The organism is Methylorubrum pseudosasae (genome assembly GCF_029504475.1).
GTDB classification, from domain to species: Bacteria; Pseudomonadota; Alphaproteobacteria; order Rhizobiales; family Beijerinckiaceae; genus Methylobacterium; species Methylobacterium extorquens.
In genome coordinates, this window is the sequence record NZ_JAQGDU010000002.1 from 3,701,375 (window position 1) to 3,721,181 (window position 19,807).

Genomic DNA, 19,807 nt, shown 5'->3' on the forward strand with positions numbered 1-19,807 from the left:
GTTCGGGCGAAGGTCCGTTTGCCGCGGCGGCTTTCCTCAGGATTCAAGCCACTCCGGCATGGCGTCCCCGGAGGTCTGCGTGCATGGGATCAGGCACACCATCAATCGGCCGAAAGGAAGGCGAAATGCCGCTAGAGACCGGCAATGCCGCGCCCCTGTTCTCGTTACCCGGAGCGGGCGGCGAGACCATCTCTCTCGAGAGCCTGCGCGGTCACAAGATCGTGCTTTATTTCTACCCCAAGGACGATACGAGCGGTTGCACCCTCGAGGCGCAGAACTTCAACGCCCAGAGCGAGGCCTTCGCGGCAGCCGGGGCGAAGGTGGTCGGTGTGTCGCCGGATTCGGTCAAGAGCCACGATAAGTTCAGGGCGAAGTACGGCCTGACCTTCCCGCTCGCTTCCGACGAGGCGAAATCGATGCTGGAAGCTTACGGCGTCTGGGTCGAGAAGAGCATGTACGGCCGAAAATACATGGGCGTGGAGCGCACGACCGTGCTGATCGACCGTGAGGGACAGATCGCGCGGGTCTGGCACAAGGTGAAAGTGCCGGGCCATGTCGAGGAAGTTCTGGAAGCCGTCAAAGCCCTGGCCTGACAACGGATCGCACGCCGGCGTCATTCCGAGAGACGGCCCTTGGCTTTCGGGATGACGTGAACTGTTGAACCGGCGCCTCGTGTTTCGATGCGGGCCGCGGATCACTAACAAACGCTAGGCTTCCTTAACCTTAATCGTCTGTGATCGGGCCCGTCTTCGAACGTCCGACGTGCCATGCCATCGACTGCTCAGGCCCGCCGCAAAGCCGGCCTTTCCCCTCTCTCCCAAAGCCGTCTCGTCCGGGCGCTCGGCCTCGGGCTCGCCGTCTCGACGTTCTGGGCGGCGGCCGCGAGCTACTACCTCGTCTTCCACGACGAGATGCTGGCCCGCTTCGTTTCGCGCCAGAGCGCGATGCAGTTTACCTACGAGGAGCGGATCGGCACCCTTCAACGCGCCCTCGACCGCGCGGCGGCCGAGCGCAACGCGGAGCGCGGCAGCGTCGAGAACCGGCTTTCCGCCCTGACTGAGCGGCAGGCCCTGATCGAGAAGCGCCAGGGGTTGCTCTCCGGTCTGGGTGGGGCCGCCGCGCCGATCGATGATGTGACGCCGCCCTGCCCCGATCCCGGTCGCGGAGCCGGCAGCGCGTGTCCAGAAGCCGTTCCCGACGCCGGAACTGCGCATGGGCGGCGAGGACCGGGCCGAGGCCGCCGGCCGCGCCGCGTCCGCGCGCCTGTCGCACCTGGAGGATGCGCTCCATCGTGTCGCCGAGGCGCAGTCGCGCGCTGCGGCCGGTATCGCCCAGCAGGCTGGGCGCAGCGCCGAACGGTTCCGCGATCTGATCGCTCGCACGGGTCTGTCACCAGCCCGGTTCGATCCGCCTGCGGGCGGCGTCGGCGGCCCCCTCGTTCCGCTCGGGCCCGACGCCTTCGAGCAGGCGTTGGCCGAGGCCCGGCGCCAGGTCGAGGAGGAGACGCATCTGCGCCGGGTGACCGCCGCCCTCCCCTTCCGCCAGCCGCTTCCGGGCGAGCTCGCTTTCACCAGCAGCTTCGGCGCCCGGCTCGATCCGTTCACCCGCGGCTACGCGCTCCATACGGGCGTCGATATGCGCGCCGAGACCGGCGCCCCGGTTCGGGCCACCGCCGCCGGGCGGATCACGGCGGCCGAGTATGCCGGCGGCTACGGCAACATGGTCGAGGTCGATCACGGGCGCGGCCTCGTCACGCGCTACGCGCACCTCTCCGGCACCGCGGTCGCGGTCGGCCAGCGGGTCGAGGCGGGAAGTGTGGTCGGGTTTGCCGGCTCGACCGGCCGCTCGACCGGCAGCCACCTGCATTACGAGACCCGCATCGACGGCGAGCCGGTCGATCCGCAGCGGTTCCTGCGGGCCGGGGCGCAGCTCGTCTTCGCCGATTGAGGCCGGCTGTCCCCTCCCCGTGAGGGGAGGAGACTAGAGCGTCGTCCCGAAAGGTGGTTGCCGGCTTTCGGAAAAGATGATGCAAAAGCAAGTGCTTAGAGCATCGTCCTGGATCTGATGTCCAGGACGATGCTCTAAGGGGCGTCAGTCGATGTCGGCGACGTCTTCGCTGCCGCCGAACACGCGTTGCGCCAGCGAGGCTTCCATGAACGGGTCGAGGTCGCCGTCGAGCACCTCGTCCGGATCGGTCGATTGCGTGCCGGTGCGCAGGTCCTTCACGAGTTGGTACGGCTGAAGCACATAGGATCGGATCTGGTGGCCCCAGCCGATGTCGGTCTTCGAAGCCGCCTCGGCGTTGGCCTTTTCCTCGCGCTTCTTCAGCTCGGCCTCGTAGAGGCGGGCGCGCAGCATGTTCCAGGCGGTGGCCCGGTTCTTGTGCTGCGAGCGCTCCTGCTGACAGGCCACGACGATGCCGGTCGGGTTGTGCGTGATGCGCACCGCCGAATCGGTCGTGTTGACGTGCTGGCCGCCTGCGCCCGACGACCGGTAGGTGTCGATGCGGCAGTCCGATTCCTTGATCTCGATCTCGATCCGGTCATCGACGACCGGGTAGACCCAGACGCTGGCAAAGCTGGTGTGCCGCCGCGCGTTGGAATCGTAGGGCGAGATCCGCACGAGCCGATGTACGCCCGACTCGGTCTTGAGCCAGCCATAGGCGTTGTGGCCCTTGATCAGGAGCGTGGCGCCCTTGATCCCGGCCTCTTCGCCGTCGGTCATCTCGACGATCTCGACCTTGAACTTCCGGCGCTCGGCCCACCGGGCATACATGCGCTGAAGCATGTTGGCCCAATCCTGGCTCTCGGTGCCGCCCGCGCCGGCATGGACTTCGAGATAGGTGTCGAAGCCGTCGGCCTCGCCCGAGAGCAGGGTCTCGACCTGCCGGCTCGCGGCTTCCTTCTCGACCGCCTTGATCGTGGCCTCGCCCTCGCTGATGGAGGCTTGGTCACCCTCCATCTCGCCGAGTTCGATCAGCGTCGCGCCATCCTCGAGATCGCGTTCGAGCTTCTTGATCGCGGTGACGGCCTCGTCGAGCTCCTGGCGCTCGCGCATGACCTTCTGTGCGGCCTCCGGATCGTTCCAGAGGTCGGGGTTCTCGGAAGCCGCGTTCAGCTCCGCGAGACGTTTATCGACGGTGTCCCAGTCAAAGATGCCTCCTCAGCAGCCCTATAGACTGCTTGGCGGCATCCGAGGCCTGTTCGATCTCGGCGCGCATCTGGTGTGAAACTCGTATGTCGGTGTGGTCCGGGGTGATACCGGGCGCCTCCCGCCCTGTAAACCGCCGCACCGCGATGCCCAGCCTACGATCCCGCCGCTTGCGCCTGCTCGCCGCCATCCTCGCCGTGATCGCGGCAGGCGTAGGCGTGCGCTATCTACCGCTCGGCCTACCGAAGGAGGTCGTGAAGTATGCGGGCTCCGTCCTGTGGGGCGCGATGGTCTACGGGCTCGTCGCCCTTGCCCGGCCCGCCGCCCCGGTCGCGCGGCTGGCGGCGATCGCCCTGATCGTTGCCGTGCTGGTCGAGCTGTTCCGCCTCGTCCACACCCCGGGGCTCGACACGTTCCGCTTGACGCTGGCGGGGCAGTTGCTGCTCGGCCGCGTCTTCTCACCGTGGAACGTCGCGGCCTATGCCGTCGGCATCGGGCTGGCGTCGGTGCTTGATTGGAGCGCACGGCGGCTCGACGGGCGGCAGAACGTTGCCGATGCGCTGGCGATGCCGGGCGTCGCGGAGATCGATTTCGAGCCGCCTCGCGCGAAGATCTCTCGCCGACCGGCTGATTTTTCGTGATGTGAGGTGGCCGGCGACGAGCCGATCGGCATGGCTTTAGCCTCCCGACACGGCCCGCACCACCGCCCGGTTCGGCGCGATCAGGGCAGCGAGGGTGCGGAGGATGCCAGCCAACGCCCGCATCCTCCGCATCGGCCCCACCCCTGCTTAGGCCGCGGCGGCCTTGCGGCTCTCGAGGAAGGCCGCGTGCTCGGCCACCAGCGCGCCGCTCAGCGCCTTCTCGATCAGCGCCCGGGTGCCCGCCACGCCGTAGAGCGCGATGAACGAGCCGAAGCGCGGCCCCTGCGCCTCGCCGAACAGCACGTTGTAGATCGAGGCGAACCACGTCTTCGAGACGCCGGGCCGCCCGTCCGGGCTCTTGGCCTTGCCCGACAGGTCGGGGAAGTGGCGCCGGCCGACTTCGTAGACGATCGCCTGCAGCGCCTCCGGGTCGGTCGAGGCCTCGTGCTCCTTGAGCGTCTCGGACAGGTCGCGCAGGGCCGCGGCCTCCTCCTCGGTCGGGGCGCGGTACTGCTTCTGCGGCCGCACGAAGTCCCGGTAATAGGCGAGCGCCCGCGTCACGAGGCCGGCCAGCCGCGGATGCGTCTCCGGCCCGACATTCGGGGCGTAGCGGCGAATGAAGCCCCACAAAACCGCCTCGTCCTCGGCATTGGCCACCGCCACGAGGTTCAAGAGCATGCCGAAGGAGAGCGTGGTGCCGGCCTCGTCGATGGTCTCGACGGCCGGCGGCGCGCCTGCATGCAGATGCCACACTGGGTTGCCGAGCCGGTGCTTGGCTTCCTGGCCGGCAAACCGACCGAGGAAGTTGTCGTACTCATCGACGTTGCGCGGAATCACGTCGAAGAACAGGCGCTTGGCCTCGCGCGGCTTGTTGTACATGAACAGCGCGAGCGACTCGGGCGTGGCGTAGGTCAGCCACTCGTCGATGGTCAGGCCGTTGCCCTTCGACTTCGAGATCTTCTGGCCCTTCTCGTCGAGGAAGAGCTCGTAATTGAACCCCTCCGGCGGCTCGGCGCCGAGGGCGCGCGCAATCTGGCCCGAGAGCTTGACCGAATCGATCAGATCCTTGCCGGCCATCTCGTAATCGACGCCGAGCGCGACCCAGCGCATCGCCCAGTCGGGCTTCCATTGCAGCTTGACGTGGCCGCCGGTGACCGGCGTCTCGTAGACCTCGTTCGTCGCCGGATCGCGCCAGACGATGGTGCCGGCGCTCGGGCGCACCTCGTCGATCGACACCTGCATGACATGGCCGGTGACGGGGTGGATCGGCAGGAACGGCGAGTAGCTCGCCGAGCGCTCGGCCCGCAGCGAGGGCAGCATGATCGCCATCACCGCCTCGTAGCGCTCCAAGACGAGGCGCAGCGTGTCGTCGAAGATGCCGGCCTTGTAGCACTCGGTGGCCGAGCGGAACTCGTAGTCGAAGCCGAAGGCGTCGAGGAAGCGGCGCAGCTCGGCGTTGTTGTGCGCGCCGAAGCTGTCATGCGTGCCGAACGGGTCGGGGACCTGGGTCAGCGGGAGGTTCAACGCCTCGGCCAGCCGCTCGCGGTTCGGTACGTTGTCCGGGACTTTGCGCAGCCCGTCCATGTCGTCGGAGAAGGCGATTAGCCGGGTCGGCACAGCGTCCTTGGTCAGCACGCGGAAGGCGTGGCGCACCATCGAGGTGCGGGCCACTTCGCCGAAGGTGCCGATATGCGGCAGGCCCGAGGGGCCGTAGCCGGTCTCGAACAGAACTTCGCTCTTGGGCTTGCGCTCCAGCCGCGCCACGAGCTTGCGCGCCTCCTCGAACGGCCAGGCGGCGGCGGAGGCAGCGGCCTCCAGAATGTCGGGGTCGAGGCGGAGGGGCGCGGACATCACAAGCAAGCTTTTCGGGGTCTGGACAAGTGCCGCGCCGGCCATTCGGGCCGGGGCGCAAGAGCGGGCAACCTATGGAGCGAGGGGGCCGGGGTCAACGCAGCCATCCTATGCGACGACCCGAGATCCCGCTTGAGAGCGAAGTCCGAAAAACTATCCGCGCCCGAGCAGCATCAGCCAGCCCACCGTCGTGGCGGTCGCGGCCAGCGTCGAGACCAGTACGGCGGCGGCAACCAAGCCCTGCTCGCTTTTGTAGCGCACGGCCAGCAGGTAGGCGTTGATGCCCACCGGCATCGCCGCGAACAGCACGGCGACGCCGGCATAGGCCGGCGGCATGGTGAAGACGTGGAAGGCGAGGAGATAGACCGCGAGCGGGTGCAGGCCGAGCTTCAAGGCCGCGACGATGCTCGCGCCGCGCAGGTCGTGCAGCACCTTGTAGCGGGTGAGGCCGGCTCCCAGCGCGATCAGCGCGCAGGTCGAGGCGGTGCCGGCCAGCGAATCGACCAGGGCCTTCGGGATGCCCGAAAAGGAGAGGCCGGCGGCCTTCATCGCCATGCCGACGGCAAGCGCCAGGAAGATCGGGTTCTTGCCGAGCGCGAGGCCGAGCGCCTTCAGCCGCTGGCCCATGGGGCGCCCGCCCTCCGATTCGATCAGGAAGGTCGCCGCGCCCATCATCAAGGGCAGGTGGACGGCGAGCAGCATGAAGAGCGGGAAGGCGCCCGATTCGCCGTAGGCCTGGAGAATCATCGGCACGCCGACGAAGACGGTGTTCGACTGGCTCGCGGCAAAGCCGTGCAGCACGGCGCCGCGCCGATCCACGCCCTCGGTCCGGCGCCCGATCAGCGAGCCGGTGGCCCAGGCGATGGCGGCCCCGCCGAAATAGCTCGCCCAGTAGCCCCAGGCGATCTCGCCCGACAGGCCCGGCCGCGTCAGCGTCGAGACGATGAGCGCCGGCACCGCGAGCGAGAAGACGTATTCGGACAGCCCGTCGCCGACCCGCTCCGAGATGATCTTGGTGAGCGAGGCGAGCCAGCCGACCAGCACGAGGCCGAAGATCGGGATGATGAGGGTGAGCGCCGTCATCGGCCGGGGGGACCCTGTCGAACGGAAAAGGCCACCGGGCGCGATTCGCGCATCCGGTGGCCTCTCTGATTCGGTTGGACGATCGTTCGGGCCGCGAGCCGGCCCGACAAGACTTACGCGGCGGCGGGCGTGGCCGGCTCGGCGATCTTCTTCTCGATCTCGCGCTTGAGCAGGCGGGCCGTCTGCGACAGCTCGATCTCACGAGCCTTCACGAGGAAGGCGTCGAGGCCGCCGCGGTGCTCGACCGAGCGGAGCGCGTGGGCGGTCACCCGCAGGCGGACGCGGCGGTTGAGGGTGTCCGACTGCAGCGTGACGTTGCAGAGGTTCGGCAGGAACCGGCACTTGGTCTTCCGGTTCGAGTGGCTCACGAGGTGACCGACCTGAACGGCCTTGCCCGTGAGTTCGCAGCGACGCGACATCGTTACAGTCCTGTCAACGTTAGGCCGGGTCTCGGCGCTGAAGCGTTTCGGCAATGCCACACGGCTCTCGCGCCGAGGGCGTCGAACCCTCGCGACAATCGATACCGGCGGAGTCCGATGGAAGTGGCGAGCCTATAGGGGAGATGCGCCGGTTTCGTCAAGGTCGGCGGGCCAAGATCCCGGCTTTACTGGATCGCCGACCGTGCGAGCTGCCGCCCCGGCGTCGCAGCGGCGGCCTGGGCCGTCTTCGGTGCCGCGCGGCGGGCCGCCATGGCGCGCATCTCGCGCATGTTGGCCGCCGCTTCCGCCGGGCCGAGATCCTGGGCCAGCACTTGCTCCGCCTCGTCGTAGCGGCCCTTGAGGCCGAGCACCAGGGCGAGGTTCTGGCGCACGCGGGCATCGGCCTTCGGCTGGGCCACGGCGAGGCGCAGGGTCGTCTCGGCCTCGTCGAGGCGGCGGGAGAGCGCGTAGGACAGGCCGAGATTCGACAGGATCCGCGGCTCGTTCGGCGCGATCTTGAGGGCGGTGTCGTAAAGGTTCTGTGCCCTGGCGTGGTCGCCGATTTCGTCGGCCACCATCCCCTGCGCCGAGAGCACGCGCCAATCGGGCTGGGCCGGGCTGTGGGCGTTCTGAAGGACTTCGTTAGCCTCCTGGTAGCGGCCGGCATCGGCGAGGCTCTTGCCGTAGGCGGCGAGCACCACCTTGTCCTTCGGGTTGCGCAGGGCGACCTGCTGCAGCACCGCCACGGCCTGTGATTTCTGGTCGGTCGCGCGCAGGGCCGCGGCGTAGCGCATGGCGGCGCGCACGTCGTTCGGGTCCGCGTTGTAGCGCGCTGCCAGGGCATCGATTTCGGCGCGGGGCGAGCGTTCGGCACGGTTCGTGCCGAGCAGGTTGAGGCCGCCGATCGAGCCGGTCGTCTCGGGCGAGCGGCTCTGGCAGCCGGCCAGCCCGAGGCCGACGAGGGCCAGGGCGAGCAGACGGCGTGTCCGGACCATTCCAGGCTGGCTCGGAGCCGCGCTGCAAATGCCGGTCATGGTGTCCTCTCCCCCCAATGCCACGGCCGGCGCTTGCGCCGTACCGATGGCGGGGTGATAGAGCGTTAACCCTAATGGCCGGTTAAGCTTATTTTCCATGTCCGCACCTCTCTCGCAGCACGGCCCCTCCCTTCTCGATGCAGGCGCGGATGCCGTCCCGATCCGCTGCGTGACGCAGGAAGGATGGGGCGCCGTCGCCGCCGGATTGCCCCCGCTCCAGCGCAGCTTTGCCGACGCCACCGGCTTTGCCCCCAAGGCCGGTCGCGTCGCCCTCCTACCCGGCGACGACGGCGGGCTCGGCCGCGTTCTGTTCGGCCTGGGTGACGCGAAGGCGGGCGGTCGCGACCGCTTTCTCGCCGGAAAGCTGCCGGGCGCCCTGCCCCCGGGCGATTACCGGTTCGAGCCTTCCGACGGTTTCGATGAGAGCGAGGCGGCGCTGGCGTGGCTGCTCGGCAGCTACCGGTTCGAGCGCTACCGCAAGCCGGGCGAGCCACGCCCACGCCTCGTCGCCCCGGACGGAATCGACGTGGCGGCGATCGAACGGCTCGCGGCTGCGGTCGCGGCTGGACGCGACCTCGTCAACACCCCGGCGAACGATCTCGGACCGGCCGAAGTCGAGGCCGCCGTGCGGGCGCTGGGCGAGCGGTTCGAGGCGACGGTCTCCGTGACCGTCGGCGCGGATCTCGAGAAAGAGTTTCCTCTCGTCCACGCCGTCGGCGCCGCCTCGCCGCGGGCGCCCCGCCTCATCGATCTCACCTGGGGGGCCGAGGACGCGCCTGGCGTGACGCTGGTCGGCAAGGGCGTCGTGTTCGACACCGGCGGGCTCGACATCAAGCCGGCCTCGAACATGCTGCTGATGAAGAAGGATATGGGCGGCGCTGCCGCGGCCCTGGCGGCGGCCGAGATGATCATGGGCGCCGGCCTGCCCGTGCGGCTGCGGCTGATCGTGCCGAGCGTCGAGAACGCCATTGCCGGCGATGCCTTCCGGCCCGGCGACGTGATCCGCTCCCGCGCCGGGCTCACCGTCGAGATCGGCAACACCGACGCGGAGGGGCGCTTGATCCTTGCCGACGCGCTGGCGCTGGCCGATGCCGAGGCGCCCGACCTCATCCTCGATTTCGCGACGCTGACCGGCGCCGCCCGCGTGGCGCTGGGTCCCGATCTGCCGGCCTTCTTCACCGAGGACGAGGGGTTGGCGAATGCGGTCGCGGAAGCGGGCCTGCGCGTCAACGATCCGGTCTGGCGCCTGCCCCTGCACCTGCCCTATGCGAGCCTGCTCGATTCGAAGATCGCCGACCTCAACAACGCGCCGGGCGGTGGCTTTGCCGGGGCGATCACCGCCGCTCTGTTCCTGCGCCGCTTCGTGCGCCGGACCCAGGCGCACGTACATTTCGACCTCTACGGCTGGAATCCCTCGACCAAGCCGGGCCGGCCGGAGGGCGGGGAGGTCCAGACCGCCCGCCTCGCCTATGCCCTGGTGGCCGAGCGGTACGGCCGCGACGTCTGACGGCCTTCAAGGGGCCGGCGCTCGCTGTTCAGCGGCGCCCGGCCGGATGCGCGGGAGCCGGCAACTGCCGCTCCTGAACCCGTGCGACACTCGGCGGAAGCCCCTCCTCCGGCTTGGTCGCCCCCGGTGCCCCCGGTACGGACAGATCCCAGTCACCACCACGTTCGAACGTCCAGCCCGCATTCACCCCCGCGTAGAAGCCGGAGAAATCCTCCGCCGCGGCGGGTGCCGTGCCCAGGAGGAGCAGGCCGAGCGCACTGACGGTCCGACGCATCGCGTTTCCCCTCATCGTCGTTGCCGGCCGAAGCCAGCCGAGATGGCCAACCCGACAAACGAAAACGGCGGCCCTGAGGCCGCCGTTTCGTAAGCTTCCGTTCGGGCCGCCGGGCGGCCCGCGTCGATTAGTATTCGACGGTGATGCTCGAGGCCTCGCGGCCCTTCTGGCCCTCGACCACGCCGAGGGTGACCTGCTGGCCTTCGGCCAGCGAGTCGAGGCCGGCGCGGGAGAGCGCCGAACGGTGCACGAATACGTCCTTGCCGCCGTCGTTCACCGAGACGAAACCGAAGCCCTTGGCCGGGTCGTACCACTTCACGGTGCCGGTCATCTCGACCGACGGGCCGGAAGCGAAGCGTCCACCGCCACCGCCGCCAGCACCCGCGCCGCCGAAGCGATCACGGCTGCCACCACCGAAACGGTCGCCGCCGCCGCCGCCGAAGCGGTCGCCACCGCCGCCACCACCGAAGCGATCACCGCCGCCGCCGAAGCGCGGGGCCTCGCGCCGGGGCGGAGCCGCCTCGGCCGTGGAGGTGTCGACGCTGTTCACTGCGGTGACCTGCGGGCCCTTCTGGCCCTGGGCGGTCTGGACCGTCAGGCGTGTGCCGGGAAGGAGGTCGTCGTGACCGGCGGCCTCGACCGCGCGGATGTGGAGGAAGGCATCGCCGGAGCCGTCGCCGAGCTCCACGAAGCCGAAGCCCTTCTCCTTGTTGAACCACTTGACCGTCGCATCACGCTCCGGTCCCGTCGGTGCAGCCGCTGCGCGCGCCGGGCCGCGGTCGAAGCCGCCACCGCCGCCGCCGCCGTAACCACCACCACCGCCGCCGAAGCGGTTGCCGCCGGCGCTACCGCCGCCGCCGAAGCGGTCACCACCGCTCGGGGGCAGTTCATCGGGCCAACGCGGCTCGGAACCACCCTCGTCGAAGCCGCGCTTCTGCGGCCCCCTGAAATCACGACCACGTCCCATTGAAAGCTCGCAAAAACCGTCCGCCCGCCAAGTCTCGAATACCGCGTGCGCGCTATCTCGAGACAGCCGACGCGCCGCACTATCATCCCCCCGGCTGCGGCTACCGGGAGCGATGCCTCAGGTCTGACGCAATCCCGCCCATACCGCAAGGTTCTTCTAACCGATCCGTGCTGTAGGCTCCGCATTTTCGCGGTGAAACTGCGTACGTACCCCCCTTTGGGATCCCGTCCGTTCCGAATCACGCTTGCACGCAGGGGAGGCAGAGGGGGACGATTCTCGCTTCTGATTCCCGCGCACTCGGCCGCGCTTTAGGAAAACGCAAACCCAACGGGGTTAGTTTCGCCGCGAAACGGCCCGGATTCGAGCCGGGCGCCGGCTGCCGATGATCGCAACTCCGACCTTTCCGGATCTCTCCGCCCTCGTCGTGGACGAGAGCCTCTACATCCGCCGCATCGTGCGCGACATGCTGATGCGCGTCGGCATCAAGCGCGTGCTGGAGGCGCCTGACGGGGCCGAAGCGCTCGGTGTGCTAGCCGAGAGCAAGCCCGACCTCACGATCATCGATTGGGATTTGGCGATCCTGTCGGGCGAGGAGTTTATCCGGCTCGCCAGAACCCCGGCCACCTCGCCCTCGCCGACCGTGCCGATCATCCTCATGCTGGCCCAGCCGCGCCGCAACGTGGTCGATCGGGCGATCGCGCTGGGCGTCAATGAGATCATCTCCAAGCCGTTCTCGCCCAAGACCCTGTGGTCGCGCCTCGACGAGGTGATCAACCGGCCGCGGCCGTTCTCCCAGGTGAAGAGCCTGCTGCGTCCCCTGCCCCGGGCCAACGGCCTGTCGAAGATGGGTGCGCTCTGACCCGACCGGGTCGGCTCAGGTATGGCGCTGGCGCCGCCGATGGACCAGTCCGATCCGGTCCGCGGGCGGTGTCTCGATGTCGAAGCCCGATAGCTCGCCGATGCCGCCGGCCTCGTCGAGACCGCGCTCGGTCACCGCGATCCGGAAGCCGTTCTCACCCGGCGTGACCGTGTAGAGGTAGTAGGAGGCGCGCCGGTTGGTCAGCAGCGTGCGCGCCGAGGCCGAGGGCGCGCCGACCACCGGCACCGGACGCCCGTCGGGACCGGTGATCCGCGCCACGGTGCCGACATGGTTGTGCCCGTGCAGGATCAGGTCCGCCCCGGCCCGGCCGATCATCGCGGCGAAGGCGGCCGCATCCTTCAATTCGCGTCCCGAGGCCGCCCCGCCCGGATGGGGCGGGTGGTGGATCATCACCACGCGGCAGGGCCGATCCGGCGCTGTGGCGAGGTCGCGCAGCACGCGCTCGGCCGCCTCGATCTGCACCGGCCCGAGCCGGCCGCTCGCGACGAACGGCTTGGTCGGGATCGCCGAGGACAGGCCCACCAGGGCGAGCGGCCCCCGCCGCCGCAGATAGGGAAAGAGGCGGATCTGCCCGTCGTCGGCCTCGGTCCAGCCGCCGCAGGCGGCGAGCAGCCCCTCCAGCGAGCCGCGGACATAGGCGTCGTGGTTGCCCGGCACGAAGCTCACGCGGTCCGCCGGACCCAGCGCTTCGAGAAACACCCGCGCGCTCTCCCATTCGTCCGGAAGGCCGAGATTGCACAGGTCACCGGTGCAGGCGACATGGTCGACGCCCTGGCCGTGCAGGTCGGCGATGAGGGCGCCGAGCAGGTCCATGTCGTGGTGGCGGCTGCGGCCCCGACGCCAGTTCACGTAGCCGGCCGCCCGCTTGCTGAGAAGCTGGCGCAGACGCGGCCGCGGCAGCGGTCCGACATGGGGATCGGTGAGATGAGCAAGACGGAACATACGCGACCCCGCATCGCGGCAACGCGGGCCGGCGTCAATATCCGGCATCCTGCGGCATCAACCCCGATGCCGACTTGGCTTTGCGTTGCTGGCTTCGTATAACACAAGTTAATATCTGAGAGCGGCTCCGTTGCGTCCACCGTACGGTCGGGTCTAGACAGCCGCCGACCCCGCATGTCGGCGCGGGAGGCCGACGGTCGGTCGAAAAGCGAATCGGGACAGAGCGGTCAGAACCCATGGGCCTGATCAAGACCATCGGCCGCAAGCCGAGTGTCCAGTGGGCGCTCAGCCATCTGGCCTCGGGCTATCTCCGGCTCGTCCGGCGCACCAACCGCTTCACCCTGGAGCCGGCAGACGCCTATGCGCGGCTCGATGCGTTCGGCCCGTTCATCGCGGCCATGTGGCACGGCCAGCACATCATGATCTCGTTCATGAGCCGTCCGCAGGACCGGGTCGCCACGATCATCTCCCGCTCGCCCGACGGCAACATCAACACCATGGCCCTGACGCGGATGGGGGTGCGGGTGATGCGCGCCTCCGGCGCCCGCGGTCGCGCGGTCAAGGACGCCCGCGCCAAGGGCGGCGCCGAGGGTCTGCGGGCCATGGTCAAGGCGCTGAAGGGCGGCGAGACCGTCGCGTTTTCGGCCGACGTGCCCAAGGTCTCCCGCGTGTGCGACGCCGGTATCATCCTGCTCGCGCGCTTCTCCGGCGCGCCCATCGTTCCGGTGGCGGTGGTGACGAGCCGACACATCCGTTTCAATTCCTGGGATCGGGCCTGCCTCGGCCTGCCCTTCGGCCGCGGCGCCATGGTGTTCGGCGAGGCGACCTTCGTCCCCCGCGAGGTCACGCCCGAGGAGGTCGATGCCCTGCGGCAGCGGGTGCAAGAAGAGCTGAACCGCGTCCACGACCGGGCCTACACCCTCGTCGGCCGGCCGGACCGGGTCGGCGGCATGTCCGCTCCCGCATCGCAGGGCAGTCCGGCGTGAGGGTCCCGAAGCTTCCCGTCGCCCTGCGCGCCTACCGCTACGGCCTCTATCTCGGCGAACCCGCCGTGGCCGGGCTGCTGGCGTGGCGCTCGCGCCGGGGCAAGGAGGATCCGGTCCGGCTGTCCGAGCGTCGCGGCCTGCCCGGCCGGGCGCGGCCGGTGGGCCATCTCGTCTGGATGCACGGGGCGAGCATCGGCGAGGCGCTTTCCCTCGTCGGGTTGATCGAGGGCATGATCGCCCGCGGCTGCTCGGTTCTCGTCACCACCGGCACGCGCAGCGCCGCCGATCTGCTGAGCAAGCGCCTGCCCCCCGGCGCCGTGCATCAATACATGCCGCTCGACGCGCCGCGCTGGATCGAGCGCTTCCTCGCGCATTGGCAGCCCGATCTCGCCATCGTCGCCGAATCGCGAGATCTGGCCCAACACCATCGTGTCGCTGCACCGCCGGGGCATCCCACTGGTGCTCGTCAACGGCCGGATGTCGGAGCGTTCGTTCAAGGCCTGGACGCGCTCGCCCGACACCGCTCGGGCGCTGCTAGCGCGGATCGCGGTCTGCCTCGTCCAGACCCGCGAGGACGGCGAGCGCTTCGCCCGGCTCGGCGCGCCGCGCATCAACGTCGTCGGCAATCTCAAATACGATTCGGCCGTGCCGCCCGCCGATTCGCAGCAACTCTCCTATCTCGGCGACATGATCGGCGATCGGCCCGTCTGGGTCGCGGCCAGCACCCATGCCGGCGAGGACGAGGTCGTCGCCCGTGTCCATGCCGGCCTGAAGGCGCGGTTCCCGCGCCTGCTGACGGTGATCGTGCCGCGCCATCCGCGCCGGGGCGAGGAGGCGGCGCGGATTGCCACCGCCGCCGGCCTACGGGTGAGCCGACGCGCCAAGGGCGGGCGCCCGCTGCCCTCGATCGACCTCTACGTCGCCGATACGATCGGTGAACTCGGCCTGTTCTACCGGCTCTGCCCCCTGGTCTTCCTCGGCGGCTCGCTGGTGCCGCACGGGGGCCAGAACCCGATCGAGCCGGTGCGCCTGGACAGCGCGATCCTGCATGGGCCGCATGTTCACAACTTCCACGAACCCTACGGCGCGCTCGACACCACGGGCGGCGCGCGCAGGGTCGCGGACGAGGCGGAGCTTCAGAAAGCCGTCGGCGAACTGGTCGCCGACCCGCGCGCGCTGGCGGCGATGTGGGCCAAGGGCCAGGCCGCGCTCCTGCCCTTCGAGGGCGCAGTGGCGCGCACTTTCGCGGTGCTCGAACCCTACGTCGCGCAGATGAAGCTCTCCGCGCGCGAGCGCGACTGAGGCCGCGATGCGTCCGCCCGGCTTCTGGTCCCGGCCGCCCACGCATCCGCTCGCCCGGCTGCTGGCCCCCGCCGGCCGGGTCTATGGCGGCCTGACCGCCAACCGCGATGGACCGGCCCGGCGCGGCACCGCCCTGCCCCGTCCTGTGCGTCGGCAACTTCACCCTCGGCGGCGCCGGCAAAACGCCGACGGCCCTCGCTCTCGTCCGCCTGCTGCGCGATCTCGGCCGGACGCCCGCCCTGCTGAGCCGGGGCTATGGCGGCCGGCTCGCCGGTCCGCTGATCGTCGATCCCGCGCGGCACGCGGCGGCGGAAGTCGGCGACGAGCCGCTGCTTCTGGCGCAGGTGGCGACCACCATCGTCGCCCGCGACCGCCCGGCCGGCGCCCGCCTCTGCGCCGCCTCCGGTGCCGACGTGATCGTCATGGATGACGGCCTGCAGAATCCGAGCCTGACCAAGACGCTCGCGCTCGCGGTGATCGATGCGGGCGCTGGCCTCGGCAACGGCCTGCCCTTCCCCGCCGGACCGCTGCGCGCGCCGCTGGCCCGGCAATGGTCCCACGTCGCCGGCCTCGTGCTGGTCGGCGAGGGCGGCCCCGGCGAGGCGGCGGCGGCCGAGGCGGAAAGCCACGGCCTGCCGGTCCACCGTGCCCGTCTCGTTCCCGAAGCCGGGTCGGACTGGGCCGGTCGCCGCGTCGTCGCCTTTGCCGGGATCGGCCGTCCGCAGAAGTTCTTCGAGACGCTGCGGGGCCTGGGCTCCCAGATCGTGGCGGAACGGGCCTTCGCCGACCATCATCCCTATCGGCTGGGGGATTGGGTGGCGTTGTCGGCGCTTGCTGCGCGCGAGGGCGCAAGCCTCGTCACGACGGAGAAGGATGCGGTGCGCCTGCCGGCCGAGGCGCGTGCGGCGGTGGCGGTGCTGCGGGTCGCCCTCGCTTTTGCCGACGAAACCCGTCTTCGCCAACAGCTCGCAGCGGCCTTCCCGCACGCCTGACGCGGGCGCCGTTCACCGGCAGGAACCGAAGGCGGTCCGACCCCGTCGGTCGAGGTCGGGCGGCGGACGGCCCGTCCTGCCGTCAACGCGCCGCGCCGGTCTCCTTGAGGCGCTGCATCGCCGCCTCGGGGGTGGCATAGGCCTCCTGGCGATCGACGTTCCAGTAGCGCAGGGCGTCGAGGGCGATCGGCTCGCCGGTCACGGCGCAGCGCACGTAGGTGCCGGGCTTGACCACCCGCATGGTGCCGTCGCCGTACTCGACCTTGGCTTCGCCGCCGGTCGATCCCCGATCGTAGCGTCCGAGCATTGTGTGGGCTCCCGGTGCCGCGCCCGCGCGCGCTCGGCCTGCCTTAGAAGCCGTGCGCGCCTCTGTCGACCGTTGCCCCCTCGACACGGCCCCTTTCCTCGGGCCAAACCGCAGGATGCACCGCGAACCGCTCAGGCCTCATCCGTGACCGAGCCCGATTTCGACGCCCTGTTCGCGGCGGCCACCGCCGTGCGCGCACGGGCCCATGCTCCCTATTCGGGCTTCGCCGTCGGCGCCGCCTTGGTGGATGACGCCGGCGGCGTCCATGCCGGCTGCAACGTCGAGAACGCCGCCTACCCCGTCGGCACCTGCGCCGAGGCTGGCGCCATCGCCGCGATGATCGCGGCCGGCGGCCGGCAGATCCGGGCGATCCTCGTCCTGGCCGACAGTCCCGCCCCGGTGACGCCCTGCGGCGCCTGCCGCCAGCGCATCCGGGAATTCGCGGGTCCCGATACGCCGATCGTCTCGGCCGGTCCCGACGGCGCGCGGGCGCGCCACACGCTGGAGCAATTGCTGCCCGCCTCCTTCGGCCCGGAGCATTTCGTCCATGACACCTGAAAACGCGGCCATCGCCCATCTGCGCGCGGCAGGCTTCTCCGGGCCCTATGCCCTGGCGATCGTGACGGGGACCGGGCTCGGCGCCCTGGTCGAGGCGGTCGCGGATCGCGTCAGCCTCGATTACGCGGCGATTCCCGGCTTTCCCGCCCCCGGCGTGAGCGGCCATGGCGGCCGGCTGCATCGCGGGCGCCTGTCGGGGCGGCCGGTGCTCGTGTTCGAGGGACGGACCCACGCCTACGAGACCGGCAACGCGGCCGCCATGCGGGTGCCGCTCGCCGCCGCGCGGGCGCTCGGCGCTGCGCGTCTGCTGCTCACCAACGCCGCCGGTTCGCTGCGCCCGGAGATCGGCCCTGGCCGCCTCGTGATGCTGGCCGACCACATCAACTTGTCCGGCCTCAATCCCCTGATCGGGGAGCCGAGCGACGCCCGCTTCGTGCCGATGACGGAGGCCTACGATCCGGGCCTGCGCGCTCACCTGAGTGCGGCGGCCGAGGCGATCGGGCTGCCGCTGCCTACGGGCGTCTACGCATGGTTCTCGGGCCCGAGTTTCGAAACACCGGCCGAGGTGCGCATGGCCGCGATTCTCGGCGCCGACCTCGTCGGCATGTCCACCGTGCCGGAGACGATCATCGCCCGGTTCCTCGGCATGCCGGTGGCGGCGATCTCGGTGGTGACGAACCTCGCGGCGGGGATCGCGGGCGGAGACCCGCACCATGCCGAAACCAAGGCGGTCGCCGCCCGCGCCGGGGCCGGATCTCGCCCGGCTGGCTGCCGGCTTCGTCGGCCGGCTGCCCGAAGCATAGGGAACACGGATGACCGCTTCAGCCCCCCTCACCCCGCAGGATGCGGCCCGAGTCAGGGCGGATCTGGCGCGACGCGCCCTGTCGCTGCTCGATCTCACCGATCTGAGCGACGCCTGCACCGCCGCCGCCGTCGAAGAGCTGTGCGGCAAGGCCCGCGCGAGCGGGGTCGCGGCGGTCTGCGTCTGGCCGCGTTTCGTCGCCGATGCCGTCCGTGGGCTTCGCGGAAGTAGCGTTCGGGTCGCCACCGTCGTCAACTTTCCGGAGGGCGGCGAGGCGGTGGCGCGCACGGTCGCGGAGACCGAGGCCACGCTCGCGGACGGCGCCGACGAGATCGACCTCGTCCTGCCCTATCGCGCGTTGATGCGGGGCGACGCGGAGAGCGCCCGCGCCATGGTGGAGGCCGTGCGCGCGGCCTGCGCGGACCGGCTTCTCAAGGTGATCCTGGAGACCGGCGAACTCGAAGACCCGGGCCTGATCGCGCAGGCGAGCCGCCTGTCGCTCGAAGCCGGGGCCAATTTCATCAAGACCTCCACCGGCAAGACCGCGGTCTCGGCGACGCTGCCGGCGGCCGAGATCATGCTGGAGGCAATCCGCGCACACGGTGGCGACCGGCCTGTGGGGCTCAAGGTCTCGGGCGGCCTGCGCCGGGTCGAGGACGCCGCCGCGTATCTCGCGCTCGCCGACCGGATCATGGGGCCGGATTGGGCGAGCCCGAACACCTTCCGCCTCGGCGCCAGCGCGCTCCACGCCGAACTTGTCCGCGTCGAACTCCCGCGCGCCGGAGAGGCTGCCCGATGAGGCTCCCCCAGGAGATTATCCGCGACAAGCGCGACGGACATGCCCTGTCGGAGGCCGACATCACCGGCTTCATCGAGGGGCTGACGCAGGATCAGGTCACCGAGGGGCAGGCCGCGGCGTTTGCCATGGCGGTGTTCTTCCGCGGCCTCTCGCTCGACGAGCGCGTGGCGCTGACCCGCGCCATGACGCATTCGGGGACGGTACTCGCGTGGGATCTGCCCGGCCCCGTCCTCGACAAGCACTCCACCGGCGGCGTCGGTGACACCGTAAGCCTTCCGCTCGCCGCGATGGTCGCGGCCTGTGGCGGCTACGTGCCGATGATCTCCGGCCGCGGCCTGGGGCATACCGGCGGCACGCTGGACAAGCTTGCGAGCATTCCCGGCTACGACGTGACGCCGGGCCTCGACCGGTTCCGCAAGGTCACGGCCGAGGCCGGCTGCGCCATCATCGGCCAGACCGCCGAGCTCGCGCCGGCCGACCGGCGCCTCTACGCGATCCGCGACGTCACCGGGACGGTGGAATCGCTCGATCTCATCACCGCATCGATCCTGTCGAAGAAGCTCGCGGCGGGGCTCCAGGGCCTCGTCATGGATGTGAAGACCGGCTCCGGCGCCTTCATGGCCCGTCGCGAGGATGCGCGGGCGCTCGCCGAGAGCATCGTGACGGTTGCCAACGCGGCGGGCCTGCGCACGCGCGCGCTCATCACCGACATGGATGCCCCGCTGGCTTCCTGCGCCGGCAACGCGGTCGAGGTGGCCTATGCCGTCGATTACCTCACCGGTCGCGCCCGCGAACCGCGCTTCCACGCCGTGACGATGGCGCTGGCTGCCGAGATGCTGGTGATCGGGGGGCTGGCTGCAAACATCGCGGAGGCGGAGGGGCGGCTGACGGCGGCGCTCGAATCGGGCCGGGCCTGCGAGGCCTTCGCGCGGATGGTGGCGGCGCTGGGCGGCCCCGGCGGTTTCGTCGAGGCGGCGGACCGGCACCTGCCCCGGGCGCCGGTCGTGCGGCCGGTGCCGGCGCAGGAAGCGGGCGTGGTGGAGGCGGTGGAGACCCGCGCCATCGGGCTCGCGGTGATCGGCCTCGGCGGCGGGCGCACCCGGCCGCAGGACGCCATCGACGCCCGCGTCGGTTTCACCGGCCTCGCGCGGCCGGGCGACCAACTGTCACCGAACGATCCGATCGGCCTCGTCCACGCCGCGGACGAGGCCGCCGCCGAGTGGGCGGCGGCATCGCTCCGGGCGGCCTATCGGATCGGCGCAACGCCACCGGAGCCGCGCAAGGCCGTAGGGGAGCGCTTGGGCTGAAAGAGC

17 protein-coding genes and 4 pseudogenes are annotated in these 19,807 nt (G+C 70.4%); 12 read left to right on the top strand and 9 right to left on the bottom strand.

The window, feature by feature from the left end:
* The first annotated feature begins 125 nt into the window (after positions 1-125).
* Both M2437_RS18470 and M2437_RS18475 read left to right on the top strand, forming a co-directional pair.
* Entirely contained in the window at positions 126-593 is a 468-nt protein-coding gene (locus M2437_RS18470; protein ID WP_003599311.1) for a peroxiredoxin, read from the top strand.
* 174 nt (positions 594-767) lie between these two features.
* Positions 768-1,947 (top strand): annotated as a pseudogene (locus tag M2437_RS18475) (M23 family metallopeptidase).
* Between the two features lie 144 nt (positions 1,948-2,091).
* Here the strand turns inward: M2437_RS18475 and prfB are convergent.
* Positions 2,092-3,220 (bottom strand): peptide chain release factor 2 gene (gene prfB / locus M2437_RS18480; RefSeq protein WP_003599313.1). Its coding sequence is split into 2 segments (ribosomal slippage): positions 2,092-3,150 and positions 3,152-3,220, totalling 1,128 coding nucleotides; the frame shifts between segments, so codons are not numbered across the junction.
* On the opposite strand from prfB, the gene M2437_RS18485 reads away from it, so the two are divergent.
* Positions 3,183-3,791 carry a ribosomal maturation YjgA family protein gene (locus tag M2437_RS18485; protein WP_277570364.1) on the top strand — a complete coding sequence of 203 codons (609 nt, stop codon included), beginning with the start codon at positions 3,183-3,185 and terminating at the stop codon, positions 3,789-3,791. The genes prfB and M2437_RS18485 overlap by 38 nt on opposite strands.
* Before the next feature lie 147 nt (positions 3,792-3,938).
* Here M2437_RS18485 and M2437_RS18490 read toward each other — a convergent pair whose 3' ends face one another.
* From M2437_RS18490 to M2437_RS18505, 4 genes are all read right to left on the bottom strand, one after another.
* Positions 3,939-5,642, bottom strand: a complete 1,704-nt coding sequence (locus M2437_RS18490; protein ID WP_253388313.1) for a lysine--tRNA ligase — start codon at positions 5,640-5,642, stop codon at positions 3,939-3,941.
* 153 nt (positions 5,643-5,795) lie between these two features.
* The gene (locus M2437_RS18495; RefSeq protein WP_003599320.1) at positions 5,796-6,725 is read right to left on the bottom strand and encodes an AEC family transporter; all 930 of its coding nucleotides are present in this window, start codon (positions 6,723-6,725) and stop codon (positions 5,796-5,798) included.
* 113 nt (positions 6,726-6,838) lie between these two features.
* A complete protein-coding gene (gene rpmB, locus M2437_RS18500) occupies positions 6,839-7,144 on the bottom strand; it encodes a 50S ribosomal protein L28 (protein WP_003599321.1) in 306 nt (101 codons plus the stop codon).
* A gap of 185 nt (positions 7,145-7,329) precedes the next feature.
* Positions 7,330-8,178 carry a tetratricopeptide repeat protein gene (locus tag M2437_RS18505; RefSeq protein WP_253388314.1) on the bottom strand — a complete coding sequence of 283 codons (849 nt, stop codon included), beginning with the start codon at positions 8,176-8,178 and terminating at the stop codon, positions 7,330-7,332.
* 97 nt (positions 8,179-8,275) lie between these two features.
* Here M2437_RS18505 and M2437_RS18510 point away from each other — a divergent pair, with 97 nt between their 5' ends.
* On the top strand, positions 8,276-9,685 hold the full coding sequence (locus tag M2437_RS18510; protein WP_253388315.1) for a leucyl aminopeptidase family protein: 1,410 nt from the start codon (positions 8,276-8,278) through the stop codon (positions 9,683-9,685).
* Between the two features lie 28 nt (positions 9,686-9,713).
* On the opposite strand, the gene M2437_RS18515 is transcribed toward M2437_RS18510, so the two are convergent.
* Complete coding sequence (locus tag M2437_RS18515) at positions 9,714-9,959, bottom strand: hypothetical protein (RefSeq protein ID WP_253388316.1); 246 nt, start codon at positions 9,957-9,959, stop codon at positions 9,714-9,716.
* Positions 9,960-10,086: 127 nt separating this feature from the next.
* Positions 10,087-10,926, bottom strand: a complete 840-nt coding sequence (locus M2437_RS18520; RefSeq protein ID WP_056500028.1) for a cold-shock protein — start codon at positions 10,924-10,926, stop codon at positions 10,087-10,089.
* Positions 10,927-11,308: 382 nt separating this feature from the next.
* On the opposite strand from M2437_RS18520, the gene M2437_RS18525 reads away from it, so the two are divergent.
* Positions 11,309-11,785, top strand: a complete 477-nt coding sequence (locus M2437_RS18525) for a response regulator (RefSeq protein WP_003606671.1) — start codon at positions 11,309-11,311, stop codon at positions 11,783-11,785.
* A 15-nt stretch (positions 11,786-11,800) separates the two neighbouring features.
* On the opposite strand, the gene M2437_RS18530 is transcribed toward M2437_RS18525, so the two are convergent.
* Positions 11,801-12,748, bottom strand: a complete 948-nt coding sequence (locus M2437_RS18530) for a metallophosphoesterase family protein (protein ID WP_015951378.1) — start codon at positions 12,746-12,748, stop codon at positions 11,801-11,803.
* A 236-nt stretch (positions 12,749-12,984) separates the two neighbouring features.
* Between M2437_RS18530 and M2437_RS18535 the strand changes: the two genes are divergently transcribed.
* From M2437_RS18535 to lpxK, 3 genes and pseudogenes are all read left to right on the top strand, one after another.
* Positions 12,985-13,734, top strand: coding sequence for a lysophospholipid acyltransferase family protein (locus M2437_RS18535; protein ID WP_253388317.1), 750 nt, complete (start codon positions 12,985-12,987; stop codon positions 13,732-13,734).
* Positions 13,731-15,036: pseudogene (locus tag M2437_RS18540) on the top strand (3-deoxy-D-manno-octulosonic acid transferase). Before M2437_RS18535 ends, M2437_RS18540 begins: the two are co-directional and overlap by 4 nt.
* A 7-nt stretch (positions 15,037-15,043) precedes the next feature.
* Positions 15,044-16,028 (top strand): annotated as a pseudogene (gene lpxK, locus M2437_RS18545) (tetraacyldisaccharide 4'-kinase).
* An 82-nt stretch (positions 16,029-16,110) separates the two neighbouring features.
* Here lpxK and M2437_RS18550 read toward each other — a convergent pair.
* Positions 16,111-16,335: a DUF2093 domain-containing protein gene (locus M2437_RS18550; protein WP_003607557.1), complete on the bottom strand. Its 225-nt coding sequence runs from the start codon at positions 16,333-16,335 to the stop codon at positions 16,111-16,113.
* Positions 16,336-16,479: 144 nt separating this feature from the next.
* Between M2437_RS18550 and M2437_RS18555 the strand changes: the two genes are divergently transcribed.
* From M2437_RS18555 to deoA, 4 genes and pseudogenes are all read left to right on the top strand, one after another.
* Positions 16,480-16,893 (top strand): cytidine deaminase, encoded by a 414-nt coding sequence (locus M2437_RS18555; RefSeq protein WP_253388320.1) that lies wholly within the window; start codon positions 16,480-16,482, stop codon positions 16,891-16,893.
* Positions 16,883-17,696: pseudogene (locus M2437_RS18560) on the top strand (purine-nucleoside phosphorylase). Before M2437_RS18555 ends, M2437_RS18560 begins: the two are co-directional and overlap by 11 nt.
* A 9-nt stretch (positions 17,697-17,705) precedes the next feature.
* The gene (deoC, locus tag M2437_RS18565) at positions 17,706-18,494 is read left to right on the top strand and encodes a deoxyribose-phosphate aldolase (protein ID WP_253388322.1); all 789 of its coding nucleotides are present in this window, start codon (positions 17,706-17,708) and stop codon (positions 18,492-18,494) included.
* Positions 18,491-19,801 carry a thymidine phosphorylase gene (deoA, locus tag M2437_RS18570; RefSeq protein ID WP_253388323.1) on the top strand — a complete coding sequence of 437 codons (1,311 nt, stop codon included), beginning with the start codon at positions 18,491-18,493 and terminating at the stop codon, positions 19,799-19,801. Before deoC ends, deoA begins: the two co-directional genes overlap by 4 nt.
* The last annotated feature ends 6 nt before the right edge of the window (positions 19,802-19,807 follow it).

Excerpts from the sequence above, each read along its gene's own strand:
- deoC (WP_253388322.1), top strand. The coding sequence starts at position 17,706 with ATGACCGCTTCAGCCCCCCTCACCCCGCAGGATGCGGCCCGAGTCAGG.
- rpmB (WP_003599321.1), bottom strand. The coding sequence starts at position 7,144 with ATGTCGCGTCGCTGCGAACTCACGGGCAAGGCCGTTCAGGTCGGTCAC.
- M2437_RS18535 (WP_253388317.1), top strand. The coding sequence starts at position 12,985 with ATGGGCCTGATCAAGACCATCGGCCGCAAGCCGAGTGTCCAGTGGGCG.
- M2437_RS18515 (WP_253388316.1), bottom strand. The coding sequence starts at position 9,959 with ATGCGTCGGACCGTCAGTGCGCTCGGCCTGCTCCTCCTGGGCACGGCA.
- M2437_RS18470 (WP_003599311.1), top strand. The coding sequence starts at position 126 with ATGCCGCTAGAGACCGGCAATGCCGCGCCCCTGTTCTCGTTACCCGGA.
- M2437_RS18505 (WP_253388314.1), bottom strand. The coding sequence starts at position 8,178 with ATGACCGGCATTTGCAGCGCGGCTCCGAGCCAGCCTGGAATGGTCCGG.
- M2437_RS18550 (WP_003607557.1), bottom strand. The coding sequence starts at position 16,335 with ATGCTCGGACGCTACGATCGGGGATCGACCGGCGGCGAAGCCAAGGTC.
- M2437_RS18525 (WP_003606671.1), top strand. The coding sequence starts at position 11,309 with ATGATCGCAACTCCGACCTTTCCGGATCTCTCCGCCCTCGTCGTGGAC.
- M2437_RS18520 (WP_056500028.1), bottom strand. The coding sequence starts at position 10,926 with ATGGGACGTGGTCGTGATTTCAGGGGGCCGCAGAAGCGCGGCTTCGAC.
- deoA (WP_253388323.1), top strand. The coding sequence starts at position 18,491 with ATGAGGCTCCCCCAGGAGATTATCCGCGACAAGCGCGACGGACATGCC.
- M2437_RS18495 (WP_003599320.1), bottom strand. The coding sequence starts at position 6,725 with ATGACGGCGCTCACCCTCATCATCCCGATCTTCGGCCTCGTGCTGGTC.
- M2437_RS18510 (WP_253388315.1), top strand. The coding sequence starts at position 8,276 with ATGTCCGCACCTCTCTCGCAGCACGGCCCCTCCCTTCTCGATGCAGGC.
- M2437_RS18490 (WP_253388313.1), bottom strand. The coding sequence starts at position 5,642 with ATGTCCGCGCCCCTCCGCCTCGACCCCGACATTCTGGAGGCCGCTGCC.
- M2437_RS18530 (WP_015951378.1), bottom strand. The coding sequence starts at position 12,748 with ATGTTCCGTCTTGCTCATCTCACCGATCCCCATGTCGGACCGCTGCCG.